Annotated in this window: 10 protein-coding genes and 3 pseudogenes; 3 read left to right on the top strand and 10 right to left on the bottom strand. The window is 66.4% G+C overall.

Annotation, left to right across the window (positions count from 1 at the left end; translation table 11 throughout):
• Positions 1 to 15: 15 nt before the first annotated feature.
• The 10 genes and pseudogenes from C8J26_RS16950 to C8J26_RS16925 all read right to left on the bottom strand — a co-directional run bounded on the left by C8J26_RS16950 (position 16) and on the right by C8J26_RS16925 (position 16,242).
• Entirely contained in the window at positions 16 to 1,104 is a 1,089-nt protein-coding gene (locus tag C8J26_RS16950; RefSeq protein WP_244185367.1) for a glycosyltransferase family 2 protein, read from the bottom strand.
• Positions 1,101 to 7,607 carry a type I polyketide synthase gene (locus tag C8J26_RS16945; protein WP_107959374.1) on the bottom strand — a complete coding sequence of 2,169 codons (6,507 nt, stop codon included), beginning with the start codon at positions 7,605 to 7,607 and terminating at the stop codon, positions 1,101 to 1,103. Before C8J26_RS16945 ends, C8J26_RS16950 begins: the two co-directional genes overlap by 4 nt.
• A 3-nt stretch (positions 7,608 to 7,610) precedes the next feature.
• Positions 7,611 to 7,922 (bottom strand): phosphopantetheine-binding protein, encoded by a 312-nt coding sequence (locus tag C8J26_RS21270; protein ID WP_483009888.1) that lies wholly within the window; start codon positions 7,920 to 7,922, stop codon positions 7,611 to 7,613.
• A 114-nt stretch (positions 7,923 to 8,036) separates the two neighbouring features.
• Positions 8,037 to 9,890, bottom strand: a pseudogene (locus C8J26_RS21265) (MupA/Atu3671 family FMN-dependent luciferase-like monooxygenase); the annotation flags it as partial.
• 108 nt (positions 9,891 to 9,998) lie between these two features.
• Positions 9,999 to 11,432, bottom strand: a pseudogene (locus C8J26_RS21260) (AMP-binding protein); the annotation flags it as partial.
• Positions 11,433 to 11,465: 33 nt separating this feature from the next.
• Positions 11,466 to 12,377: pseudogene (locus C8J26_RS21255) on the bottom strand (formyltransferase family protein); the annotation flags it as partial.
• Positions 12,374 to 12,637, bottom strand: coding sequence for a hypothetical protein (locus C8J26_RS20690; protein ID WP_208631432.1), 264 nt, complete (start codon positions 12,635 to 12,637; stop codon positions 12,374 to 12,376). The pseudogene C8J26_RS21255 and the gene C8J26_RS20690, both read right to left, overlap by 4 nt.
• Before the next feature lie 109 nt (positions 12,638 to 12,746).
• The gene (locus C8J26_RS16935; protein WP_107959424.1) at positions 12,747 to 13,715 is read right to left on the bottom strand and encodes a glycosyltransferase family 2 protein; all 969 of its coding nucleotides are present in this window, start codon (positions 13,713 to 13,715) and stop codon (positions 12,747 to 12,749) included.
• Positions 13,712 to 14,881, bottom strand: a complete 1,170-nt coding sequence (locus tag C8J26_RS16930) for a glycosyltransferase family 2 protein (protein WP_107959372.1) — start codon at positions 14,879 to 14,881, stop codon at positions 13,712 to 13,714. Before C8J26_RS16930 ends, C8J26_RS16935 begins: the two co-directional genes overlap by 4 nt.
• Complete coding sequence (locus tag C8J26_RS16925) at positions 14,878 to 16,242, bottom strand: glycosyltransferase family 4 protein (RefSeq protein WP_167398881.1); 1,365 nt, start codon at positions 16,240 to 16,242, stop codon at positions 14,878 to 14,880. Before C8J26_RS16925 ends, C8J26_RS16930 begins: the two co-directional genes overlap by 4 nt.
• A gap of 229 nt (positions 16,243 to 16,471) precedes the next feature.
• On the opposite strand from C8J26_RS16925, the gene C8J26_RS16920 reads away from it, so the two are divergent.
• The 3 genes from C8J26_RS16920 to C8J26_RS16910 are packed head-to-tail and all read left to right on the top strand — an operon-like array spanning position 16,472 to position 20,522.
• Positions 16,472 to 17,845, top strand: a complete 1,374-nt coding sequence (locus tag C8J26_RS16920; RefSeq protein WP_167398880.1) for a glycosyltransferase family 4 protein — start codon at positions 16,472 to 16,474, stop codon at positions 17,843 to 17,845.
• Positions 17,845 to 18,984 carry a glycosyltransferase gene (locus C8J26_RS16915; protein ID WP_167398879.1) on the top strand — a complete coding sequence of 380 codons (1,140 nt, stop codon included), beginning with the start codon at positions 17,845 to 17,847 and terminating at the stop codon, positions 18,982 to 18,984. The genes C8J26_RS16920 and C8J26_RS16915 overlap by 1 nt, the downstream gene beginning before the upstream one ends.
• Positions 18,981 to 20,522, top strand: a complete 1,542-nt coding sequence (locus C8J26_RS16910) for a hypothetical protein (RefSeq protein ID WP_107959368.1) — start codon at positions 18,981 to 18,983, stop codon at positions 20,520 to 20,522. The genes C8J26_RS16915 and C8J26_RS16910 overlap by 4 nt, the downstream gene beginning before the upstream one ends.
• The last annotated feature ends 9 nt before the right edge of the window (positions 20,523 to 20,531 follow it).

Below are 20,531 nucleotides of genomic sequence, written 5' to 3'. Positions count from 1 at the left end.
CTGCCCCGTGTTGGATCAGATCGAGCGGGCCACGGGATTTGCGGCCAGCGGACACGGACCGGTGGTCGTCGCGGAGGCCAAGGCGGCGTTTGCGCGAATGTCGAGATGCGCCATCGCGGAGTAGCGTAGAAAGTCCCGGACGAAATGGGGGGACGCACCGTGCGGGCGGCGTCGTATCACGCAGCGCAGGCGCCAGATCGCGATGCCGAGGAGCGTGATGAGGTCCGTGACGACCGCATAGGCGCGCCCGTGATTCTTGACCAGGTACCGGCGGCGGGAATGGTGCCAATAGGCCGGAACGCGGCGTCGTGCGGCGTCGTGCGCGGTCAGTCCGGTACTTTGTCCCGATATGTGCTGCACGCGCGCTTGCGGCACATACCAGCGCTCCCAACCCGCGCGGGCGACGCTGTGGAAGAAATCGGTTTCCTCGAAATAAAGGAAATAGTCTTCGTCGAACATGCCGGTGGTTTCGAACACCGCCCCGCGCAGCACCATGCTCGCGCCCGATACCCAATCGACTTGAGTCGCATGCTTTGCCATTTTCTGGGCAAGGGACCGGTCCCGCAGCAGACGGGTCGCAATACCGCTGCGCAGCGCGTTTTCAAGCTCGCCGGCGAGCGAATGGAAGCGGAAGGCATAGGGCCACAAGTCTCCCGACGCGTCCTCGATAGCGGTCCCGATCGCGCCGGCATGGGGATGGGCCTGCATGAAGCGCAGGATGTGCCCGACCGCGCCGGGCCGTACGAGCGTGTCGGGGTTAAGCATCCATATCAGCGCGCGACTTCGTGATAGTGCGGAGCTGCATGACGCGAGGATCTGCGCGATGGCGATGTTGTTGGCATAGGCAAAACCGCCGTTCACGTCCGATCGGTGGAGGCGTGCCCAGTCGTCCCAGCCTCTGTCCCGTAGTGCGTCTTGCAGCAGCAGGTCGGAGCCGTCGTTCGACGCATTGTCGACGATCAGCACGTGTACGCCCGGGTGCGCGGCGATCTCCGGTGCGAGGCTAGCAAGGCAGTCGATGACCAGCTTGCCGGTGCGATAATTGACGATCACGACCACGAGATCGGTCGCCTGTGACGCCAGTCCGCCGACCTCCGCCTTCACGATTCCACCATTTCCGCCAATGCGCGGGAGGGGCGGTCGTCACTCTCGGCCACCGCGGGGGAGGGCGCGGTGATCGAATGCGACCGCCCGCGTGACAAGCCGGTATAGAGTCCTTCGCGGATCGCCTCTGCCAGCGTGGCGACGTTGGGTTCCTGCAGCGCGCTGACATGGCCGCCCGGCACCGTCAGTATCTCCACGCCATCCGCGACCCGCGCGCCCCAGCCGAGCGCGCAGTCGCTGAACTGCTCGGAGAAGGGCATGTCGTCGGGAGCCCCGGTCCCGGCCTGGGCACGGTACAGGACGACGTGCGCGTTATGCAGCAACCCGTGCGGGCGGTGCTGGCGGTGCGCGATCTTGTACAGGTCGAGGAAGGTGATCCGCGGCGTTCCCTCCGCAATCGCGGCGGTCGAATGACCCGGGGGGGCACGAAGATCGTTCACCTGGCGCTGCATGCGCCGACGGTGGCGCCAATCCTCATGCTCGTAGCGCAGGAATCGCCAGGCCTTGGCCGTGATCTCACGGCTGACCGTTGCCAAATCGGAAAGACGGGACACGGTCAACAGCGCGGCGAACCGCTTCAAGCGCAACCGCGCCACGAAGAAGGGCCGCTCGCGCGCCTCGACATCGGCGGCATCGATGATCCCGACATACCAGACCGCTTCGCCGAGATCCTCGAGCTGGCGGGCCATCTCGAACGCGATGACGCCGCCGGCGCACAGGCCGGCGAGCAGATAGGGGCCCTTGGGCTGGACCTGCCGGATCTTGACGATATGCGCGGCCGCCATCGTGGCGATAGCGGTATGGATGAAGCTCCCGTCGGCGCGCACCTCGGGCTGAAGCCCGTATATCGGTCTCTCATCGCCGATCCTGGTGGCGAGCGTTCGATATAGCAGGATCTCGCCGAGCCCGTCATGGACCAGGAATAAGGGTGTCGCCCGCCCGCCGCCGGCAATCATCACCGCGTCCCGGCCCAGGCCAGCGGGTCGCGCGGCCGATCCCTCATCGTCTGTCAGGCCGGGTGAGGCTGCCGGTTCGAACCGCGCCGCGAGCGCACCCAGCGTCGGCGTCTCGATCAGCGCGGTAACTGGGACCGGAACGCCGAGCCGCTTGCGCAGCTTGTTGATGAACTGAACCGCAAGCAGCGAATGCCCGCCCAGATCGAAGAAATTATCCGCCGGGCTCAGCCGGTCGACCCCGAGCATATCGCGCCACATGTCCGCGATCAGGCCTTCGGTCTTCGTCATTGCCGTCCGACCGGGATCGTCATCACCCGCTCCACCGCCGTCGCGGGCCGCGCCGCGCGAAACCGCCGACGGCGTCCGCGCGGCCGCCAGCGATGCGACGAAGTCCTGCGGCGCGACGACGATCTGCGGGCCCAGCGACTGCGCCAGCAGGCAGTCGATCACGGCCATCCCCTCGTCCGTGCGGATGCCAGTAGAGTGCGTGGAAGCGCGGGTCGGCGAGTTTCCACGACACGTTGGTGCCCGCGCCAGGGGCACTGCCGGTTCCGGTGCAGCCATGGTCCGCCCCTGCACTCGGACCATCGTGAACTCGCGTATGTCCGCGATGACGAGGCCGTGGACGTCGCTGATCGTCACGTCGTAGCACGCAACGTCTGCGCCGGAGGCCTCTGGCAGCAGCCGAACATGGCTGACCATCGTCGCGGTCATCGGGCTGTATAGGCGGATCTGTGCATAGGAGGCCGGAACGAAGAAATCGCGTGCCGGGTCGAGACCGAGGCATATCATCTGCGCGCCTGCGGTCGCGAGATCGAGCAGCGCCGGGTGGATGCCGGGCGTATCGAGGTCCGCCGCAAAAGCAGGGGGCAGGGCGAGCGTCAGCAGGGCTTCGCTCTGGCCGACAGCGATCTCGGCCACGTTTGCCCAGCGCGGACCGAACTTCATGTGCGCGGACGGCACGATCGCCGCCCGCCCGCGACACCGCGCGCGGATCGCGGCGATCGGCAGCCGGTCTGGATCTGCAAAAGCCGCGTGGCTCAGATGCCCGCGAACATGCGCGACCGTGGCGCCAGCCAATGACTGGCTGGTCAGCTCGAACTGCCACATATCGTCGGCGCCACGACTGAAATGAAGGTGGAGGTCGCGGTCGGCGTCGTCCTCGACGAAAAACGGTTCCAGGAAGAGGACGTCCTGTATGCCCGGCGCGCCGCTGTTGGTGCGCGGGATCGTATCCGCCGCAGCGCGAATGATCTCGATAAACCCTGTGCCGGGGATCAGTGCCTTGCCGTCGCCGAGGACGCGGTGTTCGTCGAGCAGCCAATGGCGCCTGGCGTTGAACCGGGTCGCAAACCGATATTCGCGGGGGCTGCTAAGGCGCGTGTCGAGTAGCGGGTAATCAGACGCCGTGCCGGCATCGTCGCCGATGACATCGATCGACAGCCCGCCACGCGCGAGCGCCGCGGCCATGCCGATATCCTGCCATTGCGACCAGTCGACCGCGACGACGGTACCACTATCCTTGAGCGCCTCGGACTGGGCAAAGGCATCGAGAAACGCGGTTGCGCCGGCATAATCGACCTGTCCCGCGGCACCGAGCGATGCGCTGACCGACGAGAACAGCATGACGAAGTCGGGCGTTTCCTTGGCGAGTGCGGCGTGCAGCGAAAGCGTGCCGTGTACCTTGGGCGCCAGCACACGCGCGGCGCCCGTGGCGTCCTTCAGCTGAATGAGCCCGTCGTCGAGGATTCCGGCTGCGTGAAAGACGCCGTGGATCGGACCGAAGGCAGCACGTACGTCGCGGATCGCCTTTTGCATGGCACGGCGGTCGGCAACGTCGGCGGTGACGAGGAGGACGCGGCTGCCCGACTGTTCCATCGCCAGGATCTGGCGCACGCACCGCACGTCGCGAGCATCGCGGGTGCGATCCGTGAGCATTGCAGGCCAAAGCTCGCGTGGCGGCAATGACTTCCGCGCGACGAGTCCGATCTGCGTCTTGGCGGTAGCGGCGAGGTGCTGTCCGAGCGCCAGTCCGATTTCGCCCAGGCCACCGGTGATGACATAGGTGCCGCCCGGCTTGATCCGCGGTGGCGCCTTGTCACGGCGAGACGGGCGAGCGGGCGCGAACTGCTGTACCCAGCGCTCGCGGTGGCGCAGCGCCACCGTCTCGGCGTGGTCCTCGGCATAAGGTTCGGCCAGCAGCGCGTCGATCAGCCACGCCTCGCTCGCCGAGCCGCTGCTAGGCAGACAGACGTCGACCGAGCGCGCGCGGATATTGGGCAATTCGCGTGGGATGACCCGGCAAGGTCCGAGCAGCGTGGCCTTGGTCGGCGAGGGCGCCTGCTCGTCGCACACGCGCTGCATGCCGTCCGATACGACCACCAGGTCGATTGCGTGCGACGCATCGTCCGCGCCGATCGCCTGCGCAAGGTAGAGCAGGCTGTAGAACCCCAGCGCCAGCGTCGTATCGACCGACTTCATAGGGTCGCGTTCGGCTTGCGCACCCGTGACGGACCAGAGATGATAGATGAGGTCGGGCAGTTTGCCATCGGTTGCCAGCGAGGCAATCAGGCGGGCGTAATCCTCAGGCACATCGCAGCGAATGCGATATTCGTCATCGTTAAGACGCGCGAAGCTGCGACCGGCGTGCGCCATGACGACCGCGTCGCCGCGCAAGCGGGCGGCCTCTGCCAAACGGGTTCCGAGTTTGCACCGGTCGGCGAAGATCAGGGTGGTGTGGCAGCTATCGGCGTCCGGCGCGGGCTGTGTCTTGATCCATGACGGGCAGTAGAACCAGTCCGCGATATCGTTTCGGCGCTGCTGCGGATCGCCAACCTCGGCGACGGCGGCGCCGCGGCCAGGCTCGATCCAGTGCCTGACATGATCGAAACGGTAGGTCGGCAGCGGGACGCGCAGCCGCGCGGTGCCGGCATGGAGACAGTCGAGGTCGACCGGCGCGCCGGCAGCCCACAACCGCCCCAGCGCGTCGAGCATCTGCACCGCGTCGTCGACGGGGTCATCGACGTGGCGCGACGACGGTATCACGGCGGTCGTCTTCGCGCGGCTTGGGTGCTGCAACGCGTGGCCGACCAGGACCCGTCCGGGTCCGACCTCCAGCAGCACGTGATCGTTACCGTCGAGCAGGCAGGCAAGTCCGGCATGGAAGCGGACCGGTTCGCGCAAGTGACGCACCCAATAGGCTGGGTCCTGCACCTGATCGGCGGTAACCCAGCGTCCCGTCAGGCTCGAGACGAAGGCGAGTTTGGGGGGGTGAAGCCGGATCGTGGCGAGAAATTCCGCAAATGCCGGCAGCATCGGTTCGAGCATCGCCGAATGGGCCGCGACGTTGATCCGCAACAGCGAGCTCGGCGTCTCGATCTCGAGCAATTTCAGGCGAAGCTGGGTAATCGCTTCGACCGGGCCCGAGACGACGGTTGCGCGTTCGCCGTTGATCGCGGCGATCGATACGACCGGTGGCAGATGCGGCGCGAGGTCATCGACACCGAGCGGTACGCTCAGCATCGCACCGGGCGGCAGCCGCTCGAATAGCTGGCCGCGGCGCTGCACGAGCCGGAGCGCATCGCCGAGCGTGAAGACGCCAGCCAGATGAGCGACCACATATTCGCCCATGCTGTGACCGATCATTCCGGCCCGAACGACGCCCCAGGACTGCCACAGTTTCGCCTGCGCATATTGGATGACGAAGAGAGCGGGCAGGCCGATCGATGGTCGCTCAAGCGCCGCCGCGGCCTCGGCTTCCCGGGCAGGCGGCGGATAAAGCGCGGTGCGAAGGTCCGATCCTTGCTGGCCGCCCAGGAGATCGAGACACTGGCACACCGCATCGCGGAACACGGCTTCGCTGCGATAAAGGCCCAGGCCCATGTTCGGATGCTGCGCGCCGCCGCCGGCAAACATGAACGCGATGCTGCGTGCGCTCGCCGGCCCCTGTGGCGCATGCGGCCTGGCGCCGTTCGAACCACGAAGCGCTGCGATCGCGGCTTCGCGCGTCGTCGCAACGACGGAGCGCCGATAGGGGAGACGTTTGCGGCCAACGTCCAGGGTGTAGGCGACGCTGCCGAGATCCTGCTCGGGATGCAGCGCGAGATGGTCGGCAAGCGCGACCGCGCCGGCGTCGAGTGCGCTTTCACTGGCCGCAGAAAGCACCAGCAGCTGGGGGCGATCCACCGGCGGTGCAGCCCGGCGCGGCGGCGCCTGCTCCATGATGAGATGCGCGTTCGTGCCGCCGACACCCAGCGAGCTTACACCGGCGCGAAGCGGAGCTTTCGTCGTGCTGGTCCAGGGGCGCAGCGCGCTTGCCACGTAAAACGGACCATCCTCCATGCCGCAGGCGTCGTTCGGCGCGGAATAGTTAATCGATGGCGGCAGTTCGCCCTCGCTCAGCGCGAGTGCCACCTTGATGACGCCGGCGACGCCAGCGGCCGTGTCCAGATGCCCGACATTGCCCTTGAGCGAGCCGATCGCGCAAAAGTTGGTGTCGGCGGTCCCGGACCGGAATGCCATGGTCAACGCCGCGACTTCGATGGGATCGCCGACGGGCGTACCCGTGCCATGCGCTTCGACATAGCTGATCGTGTCGGGCGCGACCCCCGCGATCGTCAGCGCCTCCATGATCGCGTGCGCCTGGCCGTCGACGCTCGGCGCGAAATATCCAACCTTGCCCGAGCCGTCATTGTTGATCGCCGACCCCTTGATGACGGCATGGATATGGTCGCCGCTCTCGATCGCGTCGCTCAACCGGCGCAGCACGACCATGCCGACGCCGCTGCCGAACACCGTGCCGCTCGCGTCGCGGTCGAACGGCCGGCAATGGCCGTCGCGCGACGTCACGCCGCCGTCTTCATGCAGATAGCCGTGGCGATGGGGCAGTTCGATCGTGACGCCCCCGGCCAGCGCCATGTCACATTCGAGCGCGAGCAGGCTCTGCGCCGCAAGATGGATCGCGACCAGCGACGACGAGCAGGCAGTCTGCACGGCGACGCTGGGGCCCTTGAGATTGAGGAGATAGGAAAGCCTGGTCGTCAGGAAATCCTTGTCGTTGCCGGTATGCCGCAACATGAACATGCCCGTCGAGCGGACCAGATCGGGGTTGCTGAGCAGATTATAGGGCAGGTACGCATTGTGTCCCGATCCGGCGAAGACGCCGACGGGCCCCGGAAAGCGGCTGGTGTCGTATCCGGCATTCTCGATCGCCTCCCACGCGCATTCGAGGAAATGGCGATGCTGCGGATCCATGATCGCAGCTTCTCGCGGCGTGAGTCCGAACAGCGCGGCATCGAACAATTCCATGTCGGCGAGTGGTGCACCCACCCGGACATAGTCCGGATCGTCGAGCAGGTGTTTGGGAACGCCGGCTGCGAGAAGATCCGCGTCGCTGTAGGTCGTGACCGACTCAACGCCCTCGCGCAAGTTGCGCCAGAAGCTCACGAGGTCGGGCGCACCAGGAAACCGGCCTGCCATGCCGACGATCGCGATGTCGGTCGCGAGCGCGGTCGCGGGGGCATGAAAACCGTGATGGTCGGGTGACACCGGCTATTCCTCCCCGTTCATCAGGACACGCGCGACCGGCGGTTGCCGCCGGCCCAGTGCCGCGAGGCGCCGGAGCGCACGGTCCTGTACCCGGTCCAGCGCCGAGTCCTTTGGGGTGACGCCGTCGATATGCGCGCACAGGCTGGCGACCGTGGGAAACCGGAAGACGTCGGTGATCGATAGCGTCGGCGCCATCTCCGTGCGCAGGCGACGATGCAGCTGGACGGCGAGCAGCGAATGGCCGCCGAGATCGAAGAAATTGTCGCTGGCTCCCACGCGTGGCAGCCTGAGGATGTCGCGCCAGATCGCCGCCACCCGGGCTTCGCTTCCGTCCGCGGGGGCCGCGAACGGCGCCGCCGTCGGCGCGGGCACGTCGTCGTTCACGGCAGCCGGTGCCGGCAGTGCCTTGCGATCGACCTTGCCATTGGGCGTTTGTGGAAAGCTGTCGAGCAGGGTGATGTGCGAAGGCACCATGAACTCCGGCAGTCGCGCGCGGAGGCGTTCTCGCAGCGCGGCCACGTCTGCCGTCTGCCCGGGCCGCGGCAGGATATACGCACAGAGCCGTACGTCGCCCGGACTGTCCTCGCGCGCCACGACGAGCGTCTGGGCGACCTCGCCCTGTTCGGCGAGGGCGCTCTCAATCTCGCCCAGTTCGATCCGATGGCCGCGCACCTTGACCTGATGGTCGAGCCTGCCGAGGAATGCGATCCGGCCGTCCGGCTCGTGGCGGCCGAGATCGCCGGTACGATAGGCGCGCTCGCACTTGCACAAGGGGTGGGGGACGAACCGTTCGGCGGTCAGTTCGGGGCGGTGAAGATAGCCGCGCGCGACGCCACGGCCGGCGATGACGATCTCCCCCGGCATCCCCGGCGGCACCGGTGCACCGCGTGAATCGAGAATGTATATCTCCTGATTGGCGAGTGGCCGGCCAAGTCGCAATGCGTCTTCGTTGCCGGGAATGACGCCATCGGTCGCGGACCAGATCGTGGTTTCCGTCGGGCCATACATGTTGGTGATCCGCGCAGTCGTCACCGCGCCCAGATCGCGCGCCAGCGTCGGAGCGAACGCTTCCCCGCCGATCATCACGTGGCGCAAGCCGGCAAACGCTGCCGCCGCGACTCCGCTGTCGAGCATCATCCGCGCCATCGACGGCGTGCATTGGAGATGGGTAACGCCGTGGCGGCGGATCAGGCCTGCGATCGTTTCGTCGCGCGTTTCGTCGGTCGCTGCGGCGCTACGGACGCGATCGAGCCAGGGGAGGTGATCGAGCACGACCTCCGGGGCGATGCCGAAATCGATCAGGCATGCGATCTCGTCGACGCCGGCCTGTGCGACGCGCGCGACCATGGCGGCGCAGGTCGCCGGCGTTCCGAACAGCCCGGCATCGGCATAATAACGTTCGAATGCATGCTCGAGCACCGAGGTGAGCTCGTCCTCGCCGAGCTCGGCGAGATCGATGTCGTTCGCCTGCACCATCCCCGGGCGACGCTTGAAGGCGGGGAACGACCAGGCATATTGCTTGATGAGGCTGGCCGAGCTGCGCAGATAGGCGATGAGCGGCTCGCGCACCGTATCGCGTACGGCGTCGGCATCCGGACCGACGAAGCTGTGCAGCATGAGCGAGACATGGCCAGTTCCGGGATACCCGGCCGCTGCCCTGGCATGGCGATACGCGGCGATCTTCTCGACCAGCTCGTCGACGGTCTGGCCCAGCAGGTGCGTCAGCAGGTTCGCGCCCATCGCGCCCGCCGCCGCGAAGGTTTCGATGTTGCCGGCGGCGGTCAGCCAGAAGGGCAATTCGGGCTGAACCGGTCTTGGCTGCGTGCCGACGGCCACGGGCTTGCCGAGCGCGCCGTCGAACGCAACCGTCTCGCCGCGCCACAGGCGGCGGACGACGTCGATCTCGCGCAGCATGACCTGTTTGGCGTCAGCGAAACTGTCGGGCCGCAGCACGAAATCATCGGGTTGCCAGCCAGCGGCGAACGAGATGCCGACGCGTCCGTTCGACAGATTGTCGACCATCGCCCAGTCCTCGGCGACTCGCACCGGATGATGCAAAGGCAAGACGACGCTTCCTGCGCGGATTTGGACGTGCTCGGTGACCGCGGCGATCGCCGCGCTGGTCACGGCAGGGTTGGGATAGAGTCCGCCGAACGCGTGGAAATGTCTTTCCGGGGTCCATACCGCCGCAAAGCCGTGCGTGTCGGCGAACTTGGCGCCTTCGAGCAGCAGCCGGTATTTTCCAAGCTTGGCGTCGTTCGCCGCGCTGGAGAAATAGAACAGGCTGAAATCCATCGGGCGCTGCCGCGCTGGCGCCACGGACATGGCGTCCGCCGGATCGCCGGCATGGATCACGACCGTGAAGCCCCGCGTCAATGTCCAGCAGAGTTCGAGGACGGAGATGTCGAAACTCAGACTCGTGACGGCGAGCAACGTACCCGGAGCGCCGATGCCGGCATCGATACCGGTGCAGAAGTTGACGACGTTGCGGTGCTCAACCATCACGCCCTTGGGCCGGCCGGTCGAGCCCGACGTGTAGATGACATAGGCAAGATCGCCAGGCGCAGCGCGGGGGGCGAGGGAGGTATCGCTCTGCACTGCGATCTGGGGTGCGACCGCGTCCAGGTCGATCGCGATCGCGTCGATAGCCGGAAGCTGGTCGCGCACATGCCCGGTGCAGAGGACGACCGGCATGCGCGCGTCTTCGATCATGTAGGCGATCCGATCCGCCGGATAGGCAGGATCGAGCGGCACATAGGCGCCACCAGCCTTGTGGATGGCCAGCAGCGCGACGACGAGCGCGAGGGACCGCTCCAGGAAGAGGCCGACGAGAATGCCCGGAGCGACGCCGCGCTCGATGAGGAAGCGTGCGAGCTGGTTCGATTGCGCGTCGAGCGCATGATAGCTCAGCATTTCATCGTGACATACGAGCGCAATCGCGTCGGGCGTGCGACGCGCCTGTTCGACGATCAGGTCGTGCAGGCAGCGATCGTCCGCCACCGGCATCGCGGTCGCGTTCCAGTCGAACAGGACGCGTTGCCGCTCCTCTGCCGTCAGCAGGGGCAGCTGCGAGACAGGACCCTCCGGGTTGGCAAGCGCGGCGGCGAGCAGTCCGGCGAAGCGATCATGCATCGTCGCGATCGCCTCGGCGCTGAAGTGCGTCGCATCGTAGAGCCAGCGACAGGCGTTGCCCGAGGGCTCGAGCGCCAGCATGAGCTGCGTTCCGTCGAGGGGGCGTGCATCGTCCAGCGTATCGACCTCGACGACGGCGACCGGCATGATGTCTCGCGCGCGCATGCCCGACGGCGCGCGCAATTCGGGCGCGCGGGCTACCAGATCGGTCAGGAATCCAATATGGCGGTGCAGTTCGCGGATGTCCGCGCCGGTGGCCGCGCACGTGTCGTCGAAGGACTTGTCAAAGGCGATGGGTACGGCGAGCGGCACCTGCCTTGCGCATTGGCCGTGGCCGCTGTCGATCTGCGCCATCAGGACCGGATTGGCATAGCCAAGCACGATATCGCTGCGGTCGCAAAGACGTGCGAAGAAGCATAGCGCGGCTGCGACCTGGGCGGTGCGGGGTGCGGTCGCGCTCGCCGCCGGAAGACGACGATCGAGCGCGACCGGCGCCGCGTTGGGGGGACGCGGCGACCCGACTCCGACCGGCGATAGATCGAAGCCGACAACGGCGGCGAGACGGGCTCGCCAAAACCCCTCATGCGGTGCCATCGCGGCATCCAGCCTGCCCAGCTCGGCGGCGGCAGCATCGTCGAGGACATCGAACCGTCGCCCTTCCGCCAAGCCGAAGCGTTCGACGGCGACGGGCATGTCCAGACTGCACCGAGTCCGGTCGGCGAGCCGGTCGATGGCCAGGTCGACGGTAGTCGTCGCCACAAGGATGCGACCAGTCTCGACGCGCACGATCGTGCCGGGCGGCAAGGTGGAGGTCGCGCCGGTCGCCGTGGCGGAGAGGATGATGATCGTCTCGCCATCGATGACCGCGCGTGCCGTCACGAGCGGGTTCGCATGCGTTCCGAAATCCAATGCGCGGACGAGGCGTGCGATCTGGATCGCAGCGCGGTTCCAGCGGATCAGTCCTGCTGCGGGGATGCGCGCGCTTCGCCCGTAATAGGTCCGCTTCCCTGCGGCCTGCGGGACTGGCTGGATACCGCGGACCGCCAGATCGTCGAGCAGCGCCTCGAAACTCTCCACGCCTGCGGCGAAACATTTGCTGTTGAGCGTGAAGGCGCTGTCATGGTCCTCGATCGGGATCGCACTTTCCCGGAGAATGGCGCCGCGGTCGATCCCCGTGGTCATGATATGCCAGCTCACGCCGTGCGAATCTTCCCCGTTGAGCAAGGCCCAGACCGGCGTGTTGAGACCGGCATAGGTTGGCAGCGGACCGTCATGGTAGTTGATCGCCGCGATCCGGCACAGATCGAGCACGGCCTGCGGAAGCACGACGAGATTGGCGATGCTGAACAGATAGTCGACGCGGGTTGCCCCCATCCTGTGCAGCAGTGCTGCAGGATCGGCGCATAGAGGCAGATCGTTCGCTCTCGCCCATGCGCTGACCGCCGGGCTGATCGAGATTACGGCGGCGATGCCCCAGCGTCGGCGCAGCAGCGTTCGCCCGCATTCTATCAGCAGCGATTCGTCCCCTATGAGAACGCACTCATGCGGTTCATCACCCCTATGCCGGGGCGGTGGTGCCGCGTGGGGAAAAGGGCCGTTATGCGCGAACGGAGAACGGTCCAGCCGGTCCCCGCTCACGACGCCATCGCCCGATCGTCGTGGAGGCGGCGGGCCTTGCGCCCGGCGATGGAGAGCAGCAGGGCAAGGAGCGCGAAAGCGGCAACATCCTCGGACAGCGTGCCGTGTCGGGGTGTCATCGGTTCCAGCATGGGCGCTGGCAGTGGTCGTTGTGCGGACGCGCCAGCTGCGCTGACGTGGATCGTCGGTGCTGCCGAAACAGGTGACGCGCCGATGTAAAGCAAGGCAGAGGCTAGCAAGGTATATCGGAAAGTCTTCATGGATCATCCCCACGTGATCTGAAGTCGGTTCTCGCAATGGAACTGGATTTTATCGTGTGCCCGTTTCTTGGAAATCATGACGATTGGGTGCGGAAAAACCCGAGGGTATTCATTTATATTCTATGAGTTGGATGTGCCGTTCCGACCTGGGTCTAAGCCAATTTTCCAGCTGCCCGACGGCGTGCGGGACTTTGCCGAGCATGATGTGGGTGGCGTACAGTCCCCCGGACCGCCGGGCGACGCGGAGCCATAGCACCGGCCACAGTGGCCAGGCGGGGGGTATCGCCCATAGAATGTTGCTGAGCACATAGCGAAGCAGTCTTGGATCCTCGCGCCCGCGCAATCGCCATGCCTCGGCACCCGCAAACCCGCTGCGACGATTGCGCTGCCACCATTGCTGCCAGCGGGTCATCGCTGCGTCATGCATGGTCATGTCATCGGCGATGCGCTCGATCAGCCATCCGTCGCGTCGCAGCCGGTGGCATAGATCGGGCTCTTCGCCCGCGATCAACGTTTCGCGAAAGCCGCCGACGGCGCGCAGGGCTTCGACACGCATCGCGGAGTCGCCACCGCAACTCTGCACGAGGCCGGGCGCCCCATCCCATTCCATGTCGCACAGGCGGTTATAGACGGTCGCGTCGCGGAACCGTTCGCGGCGACGGCCGAAGACGATCGCGAGATCAGGCCGTGACATCAGCGTGACGAACGCGACGGAGACCCAGCCTGGGGCGAGTTCGCAGTCGCCGTCGATGAACTGCACGATGCCGATGTCGGGCCATCGCGCCAGCAATCGCGCGAAGCCGGCGTTGCGCGCGCGGGCCGCGGTGAAGGGACGGTTGGCATCGAGCTCGACCGTCTCGACCCCCCTCTCGCGAGCCCAGGCGACGCTCGCGTCGTTCGAGCCGGAATCGACATAGACGATCTGCTCGGTTTGATCGCGGGCAGATGCCAGTGCGCGGTGCAAACGCTCGCCTTCGTTCCGACCGATGACGACGATCCCAACCATGCGTGACACGCGGTCCTTGGACGCGTTCTCCGCCGGGCCGGGGGACGCAAACTGTTGCGCCAGCAGCGTCATGGCGTGGTCTTTCGAGCCGTCCGGATCCATCGGCGCTCGCGGCGTCCGATCAGCCGGAGATAGATGGGCAGCTTCCAGACGATATAGGCCGGCAGCTGAAGCAGCGTCGTCGCCGGCAGCGCCCGGCGGCCGAACCGCCACCACGCCAGTAGGAGCGCGACCGCCATCCAGGCGATTTCGGCCCCGATCGTAACGAGGACGCCAAAGCCGCCACCGGCTAACCCGATGCCAAGTCCCGCCAACGCCAGCACGAACAGGATTAGGGTCAACAGCGCGACGGGGGGGACGCAGAGATCGAGCAGTACCAGGATCAGCTGCGGGCGGCCGCGGACTGCCGCCAACAGGAGCCGGGCAGAATAGCGCGTGGCGATACCGATCGCGCCATGCTCCCACCGCGTGCGTTGCGTGGCCAGTGCGGCGCCAGTCGTTGCCGCGCTACGAAAACAGGTCGATTCCGAGAACTTGATCGGAACGCCCGCGATTGCCAGCTCGATGCCGAGTTCCAAGTCTTCGACGATGTTGCCGCTGGCAAGCGGTGCGGCATCGAATATGCTCCAGGGAAATGCCATCCCCGTGCCCTGCAACAGGGCAGGGGCACCGAACCTGCGAAGGCCGCGTTGGCGTACATGGTTCTTTATCAGAAACGCGAATGTCGAAATCGCGGCATTCGGGCCGGGGTGCGGCGCGTCCTCGAGCAGGTACAGGCCTTGGATGACGGCTTGGTCGCGCGCCGCCGTCGCCGCAAGTGCCGGGAGCGCGCCTGGATCGGGGAGGCAATCGGCATCGACGACGATGGCGACCGTCGGTGGCGCCGCGCGCAAGACCGCGCGGCCGGCAGCGAGCGCGAAGCCCTTGCCCAGGTCGCGATCGCAGTTGCGTACCACCAGTTCGGCGCCTGCATCACCGGCGATCGCGGCTGTCTTGTCGGTGCAATTGTCGGCGACGACGATCACCCGATCAACGGCACGAAGCTGCGCTTTGACTGCGGCGATCGTAGCCGCGACGCCCGCCGCTTCGTTGTGGGCGGGGATGATGACCGCAAAGGGCGGGGGAGCCTCGCTCGGCGCCGCGACACCGCTACCGCCGAGTCCGGCAAGGCATTCGGCGCCGAATACCAGCGGGGGCAGAGCGGCAAGGACCGCAAGGACGGTCAGCGCATCGCTCATGCCGCTGCGGCCAGCTCAATCGGGCGACGATGCCACGATGTCGAGAGAAGGTCTGCGAGCACGGCGGCGTTCGTCGCTGCGTCATGCCGTTCGCGCACGCGGGCATGCCCGGCGGCACCCCGGGCCCTAAGCATTTCGTCGGTCGCGTCCAGGACTGCGATCATCGCTTCGGCAAGTGCGTTTGCGGAGCCCGCCGGCACCAGCCAGCCGCACTGCGCGTCGACCAGCTCGGGCACGCCGGCGACGAGCGTTGCGATGACCGGCCGTCCGAGCCCCAGCGCCTCCATTAGCACGACCGGCAGGCCTTCGGCAAAGCTCGGCAGGATCAACGCGCGGGCGGCAATGAGTTCGTCACGGATTGCAGCACCGCTTTTCGAACCGAGCAGGTGGACGCGCGAGCCGAGTCCAAGCGTCGCGATCTGCGCGGCGAGTTCCAGCCGCATTGCTCCGTCGCCGATGATCCGCAGACTCACGTCGTGGGTCGCGACGACCGCCGCCACCGCGTCGAGCAGCAGAGACAAACCCTTTTGACGATCCAGCCTTGCAATGCACACGAATGTCCGCCGCGACGGCGCGACTGCGTGGTCAGCCGGTTGGTCAAGAAACTGCGCGTCGAGCCCACAGCGAACGACCGCGATCTTCTTCCAGTCCGTCCGCTCGCACCAGCGCATCAGTTGCCCACGCCCGTAGCTCGATATCGCCACGACGAAGCTTGCTTCCGCGATCTTGCGCGGCAGCGACAGGGCTAGCGGCGCATCGAACTCGTCGGGGCCATGGACGGTCATGCTGTAGCTGATTCCGCCCAACATCTTTGCCAGGAGCGCGACCGCCGCCGGATTGGTGCCGAAATGCACATGGAGGTGCCGAATGTCCCGCAACTCCGCCATGCGTACCAGCAGCGCCGCCTCGGCGAGGTAGGCGACATGGCGCATCCATCTCCCACCGGCGGCGCGGCGCAATATCGTCATCGTCCGCACGGCGCGCCAAAACCGGCCTGGTCGCAGCAACGCCAGTCTCAGTGTCGCAACACACAGGGCCGTTCTGCCGGCATCGAGCAAGACGGTCGTGCGCGACTGTTCGTTCTGGTCTTTCGGGTCTGGCAAGGCACCGACGGCGCGGCGGACAGAGAAACGGGCGATCGGCAAACCCTGGTTTTCAAGCGCGAGGATCTCTCGCCGGATGAAGCTGTGGCTGACGCTCGGATAGACATTGGTGAGGAAGCCGATCGGCCCCACCGTCATGTCGCCTGTCGCGCCAACGCCTGCGTTTGCGAGTTGCGCGACAGCCGGTTCGGCAGTGTGCGACGGCGCTGCCGACAGGCGCGAAAGCGTCGGTATGGAATCGCTGGTCGGCTGCTCCATCTTTATACTCCCCGCTTCGCCGCCCCGCTGACGCACCCGATGGACGGGCATGCCGCGACACGTCGAACCCTATCGCGGGACCTGCCGGTACGCGCTCCTGCAACCGCAGTGGGCGAGGATATCCTCGATAAACTCCCCCCGAGAACTACGCGGGCGTTGGTCGCAATGGTGACGCCGTGCGGCCGTCCGTACAGTCCGGGGCGATCCAACCATGTCCGGGACACACTGCGTGGAACACAAGCCCGATCGTCTTGAAGATGATGCGTGTTCGACTTTGCGGGTGCTGGTCGTCGCGGAGAATATTGCGCTGCGCTTGAGTGGCGAGACGCTGGTTCCCTATTATTATTTGCAGGGGTTTGCGAACGCCGGCATCGAGACCTGGGCGATCTGCCACGAACGCGTTCGCGACCAACTCCGCGAGGATCTCGAGCCCGCGCAATTCGACAGGATGACGTTCGTGAAGGACCGCGCGGTGCAACGCGTCCTATTTCGGATCGGTGCGCTCTTTGCACCGCGGATTGCCGATCTCGTGTTCAACCAGCTCATCGCGATCGTCACGCAATGGTCGATGCGCGCCGCGGTACGCGATCTGGTCGAGAGGCATGCGATCGACGTGGTGTTCCAGCCGACCCCGATCGCGCCGAAGTCGCCCAGCTTCCTGTTCGGGTTCGGCGTGCCGGTGGTAATCGGACCGATGAGCGGCGCGATGGACCTGCCGGCCGCGTTTCGCGATATGGAAGGCGCTGTTGTCCGCGCAGGCATCGCAGTGTCGCGGTGGCTCGCGATCGGCCTCCACCAGATCATTCCGGGCAAACGCTACGCTGCCGCGCTGATCGTCGCCAACCGTCAGACCCGCGCGGCGCTCCCGCGTCCGATCAAGGGGCGGATCATCGAACTGACCGAGAGCGGGGTGGACCTCGCGCGGTGGATCCCGCGTGACTACCCATGGGAGCGCCCGCCGGGCCCGGTCCGCTTCGTGTTCTGCAGCCGGTTCGTCGACTGGAAGGGCATAGGGTTCCTGGTCGATGCTTTCATACCGCTCGCCCGTGCTGGCAGTAGTGAATTGCATCTCGTCGGCGATGGCGAGCTGTTCGACGCGATCGGGCGGCAGATTGCCGAAGCCGGTATCCGTGACGCCGTGACGCTGCACGGGCGTTTGCCTTTGGCTGAGTATGCGACGTTGTTGCGGCGCTGTGATGTCTACGTGACGCCGTCGCTGCGCGAATGCGGTGGCATGGCAATGCTCGAGGCGATGACCGTAGGGTTGCCGGTGGTCGGCGTGGATTGGGGCGGCGCGGCGCACTACACGACACCAGCGTGCGCGATACTGGTCAGCCCCAGTTCGAAGAGCGCGCTCGTTGCCGGGTTGACGCAAGCAATGCTGGAGCTTGGGGGCTCGTATGCGCGCCGGCGCGCGATGGGCGAAGCGGCGCGACGGCATGTGATCGACGACAATATGACATGGCGCGCAAAAGCCGAGACGGTGGCGGCCATTTTGCGCGACGTCGTTGCCGCGCCGCCGCATGCCCGCCCTCGCACGACGAACGCTGTGCCAAGCGCGTTGAGGTATCGGCCGCCTGCTTCCACGACAGCGAGCTTGTGATGCGCGACGCTGTGCCTGCGGATCGGCGAACCGACTTGGCGTTCTACACGCGCAGCTTGCACAACGGCGGCGTCGACCGGGTCGTCTTCAACCTTGCGGAAGAGTATCGCGACCGGGGGATGGCGGTCGACATCGTCGTCGATATCGACAACGTCCATTCGCCGTTCCGCACGCTGCTGCCATCCGGGGTAGAGTATGTCGTGCTCGATGCGCGCGGGCCGATCGCCCGGTTCACCAAGCTGCAGCGCTATCTGCGTCTTGCCCGGCCGCGTGCGGTGATGTGCACCAGCTTCGGCTTTCCCAATATCTACGCCGTGACCGTGCGAAGGCTGTCGGACGTGCCGTTCAGGTTGATGCTCACCGAACATTGCTTTCCTTCGGTCGACGTAGCCGATCCCGGGCCGTTGACGTCGCGCTATTGGTTCTTTCGCATCGCGCGGTTTTTCTACCCCCATGCCGATGCGATCGTGGCCGTATCGCAGGGAACGGCCGACGATCTGGCCGACGTGATCCGGATCGACCCGCGCACCGTACAGTGTATCTACAACCCGATCGTCAGCGATGCACTGCATCGCCAGGCAGAGTCGCCGATCGACCATCGCTGGTTCACGCAATCATCGGTACCGGTCGTGATCGCGGTGGGCAGGCTAGAGCCGCAAAAGGATTTCGCGACGCTGATCCGTGCCTTTGCGCAGGTGGTCCAGACGACGCCATGCCGTCTGCTGATCCTGGGGGATGGTTCGGAGCGTGCGATGCTGTCGCGGCTGGTGGCGTCGCTCAATCTGGACGACCTCGTCGAGATGCCGGGGTTCGCGCCCAATCCGCATGCCTATGTCGCGCGCGCCGCTGTGTTGGTGCTGTCGTCGCGCTTCGAGAGCCTGGCCAATGTCGTGATCGAGGCCATGGCCGTCGGTACGCCGGTCGTGGCGACCAACTGCCCGTCGGGGCCCGCGGAAGCGCTTGGCGGCGGGCGCTTCGGTACGCTGGTCACGGTCGGCGACGCGGATGAGCTGGCGGACGCGATGCTTGCAGTCCTGAAGTCGCGCCCGGCGCGTGTGCCGGCATCCTGGCTCGAACAATTCTCCACCAAATGGTCGGCCGACCGCTATCTGGAATCGCTGGGGCTGGTCGCACCATGATGACGGGTATCGCCGCACGGCTGGCCTGTGGCGGCGCGGCAGCCGCGATGGCCCTGGCGGTCGGCATGGGCGACAGCAGGCCGGGAAACGCTGCCGACGCGGTACCGGCGCAGGCCCGGCCACGTGCTGCAACGGACCTAGGCATTAATCTGTTCGGACTGGAAACCGCCAATCGCGAGCAGGTATTCTCGAACCTCATCCTGCAAAGCGGCTGGTTCGTCGACACCGGCCACGGCTGGACGCCGATGCCTGCGGACCGGCTCGATCGCAATGGCTGGATCAAGACCCTGCGCAAGGGCGAGGTGGCACCGCGACCTCTGGTCTTGCCGCCGTTACCGTTCGATCGCGTCGCGGTGCGCTGTACCTATGCGGGGCAGGGCATACTCACCACGGGTGGCATTGCGGAGACGGTAGGGCGGGCACCGGGCGTGCTCGATCTCGAGCTTCGGTCGAACGCTGCCCCCGACGAAGGCGCGTGGATCCGGCTCGATCAATCGAATCCGGCCGATCCACTGCGCGACATCGACTGCCGGGAAGAAGGCCGGTCCCGGTCCGAGCTTTTCAACCCCGCTTTCATTCGGTCGTTGCACGGTTTTGCCGCGGTGCGCTTCCTCGACTGGCAGCTCACCAATCTGAACCGATCGGTAACCTGGAACACGCGGACGCGCCCGGAGAGCGCGAACCAGACCGGCGGCGACGGCGTCGCGATCGAGACGATGATCGCGCTCGCCAATACCGCGCATGTCGATCCGTGGTTCCTGATGCCCTATACTGCGGATGCGACCTATATCGCGGGGTTCGCCAAGCTCGTGCGGGAGCGCCTGGCGCCCGACCGGACGGTCTATGTCGAACTCGGCAACGAGATGTGGAACGACATGTTCGAAGCGACCAGGCAGGCCGCGCGCGAGGGGATCGCCGCCGGACTGGCGCCGGCAGGCGACGGCGATACGGCCAAGTCGCTTCGCTACGCGCAGAAAACGCGCGCGGCGATGCGGATATGGACGCAGGTCTATGCCGACCGGCCGAACCGTCTGGTCCGGGTGCTGTCGGTCCAGAATGTCGAGCCGGCGATGGCGCGCCTCATGCTGGCCGATAAGGAGACGGCCCGATCGATCGATGCGCTGGCGACCGCGCCGTACATCCATCTGGATATGACCGGGCTCGGCGTCGACGATGTCGATCGGATGTTCGCAGCGCTGCCCGCGCAGGTCGACGCGACGATCGGCTATGCGGCGCAGACGCGTGCGCTGGCGCACGACCATGGCAAGCGCTTCGTCGCCTATGAAGGCGGGCAGCATCTGGTGACCGGGGACCTCGCGCTCGCGCGCGCGGTGCAGCGCGATCCCCGGATGGAGGCGATCTACCGGCAGTATCTGCGGGCGTGGCAGGCGCGGATCGGGGACCGACTGATGCTGTACGCCTCGACCGCACCAATCGCGCCCTATGGCGCGTGGGGGCTGAAGGAATATGCGGGCCAGGCCGAAACCGAGGCGCCCAAACTGCGCGCCGTCCATGCCTTCATGGCAGCGTCGCGCTGACCCGACCGT

The sequence above is a fragment of the Sphingomonas aurantiaca genome, from assembly GCF_003050705.1.
Classification (GTDB): domain Bacteria; phylum Pseudomonadota; class Alphaproteobacteria; order Sphingomonadales; family Sphingomonadaceae; genus Sphingomonas; species Sphingomonas aurantiaca.
This window is presented reverse-complemented; position numbering and strand designations above follow the sequence as displayed.

Excerpts from the sequence above, each read along its gene's own strand:
- C8J26_RS20690 (WP_208631432.1), bottom strand. The coding sequence starts at position 12,637 with ATGAAGACTTTCCGATATACCTTGCTAGCCTCTGCCTTGCTTTACATC.
- C8J26_RS16935 (WP_107959424.1), bottom strand. The coding sequence starts at position 13,715 with ATGACGCTGCTGGCGCAACAGTTTGCGTCCCCCGGCCCGGCGGAGAAC.
- C8J26_RS16930 (WP_107959372.1), bottom strand. The coding sequence starts at position 14,881 with ATGAGCGATGCGCTGACCGTCCTTGCGGTCCTTGCCGCTCTGCCCCCG.
- C8J26_RS16925 (WP_167398881.1), bottom strand. The coding sequence starts at position 16,242 with ATGGAGCAGCCGACCAGCGATTCCATACCGACGCTTTCGCGCCTGTCG.
- C8J26_RS16915 (WP_167398879.1), top strand. The coding sequence starts at position 17,845 with ATGCGCGACGCTGTGCCTGCGGATCGGCGAACCGACTTGGCGTTCTAC.
- C8J26_RS16910 (WP_107959368.1), top strand. The coding sequence starts at position 18,981 with ATGATGACGGGTATCGCCGCACGGCTGGCCTGTGGCGGCGCGGCAGCC.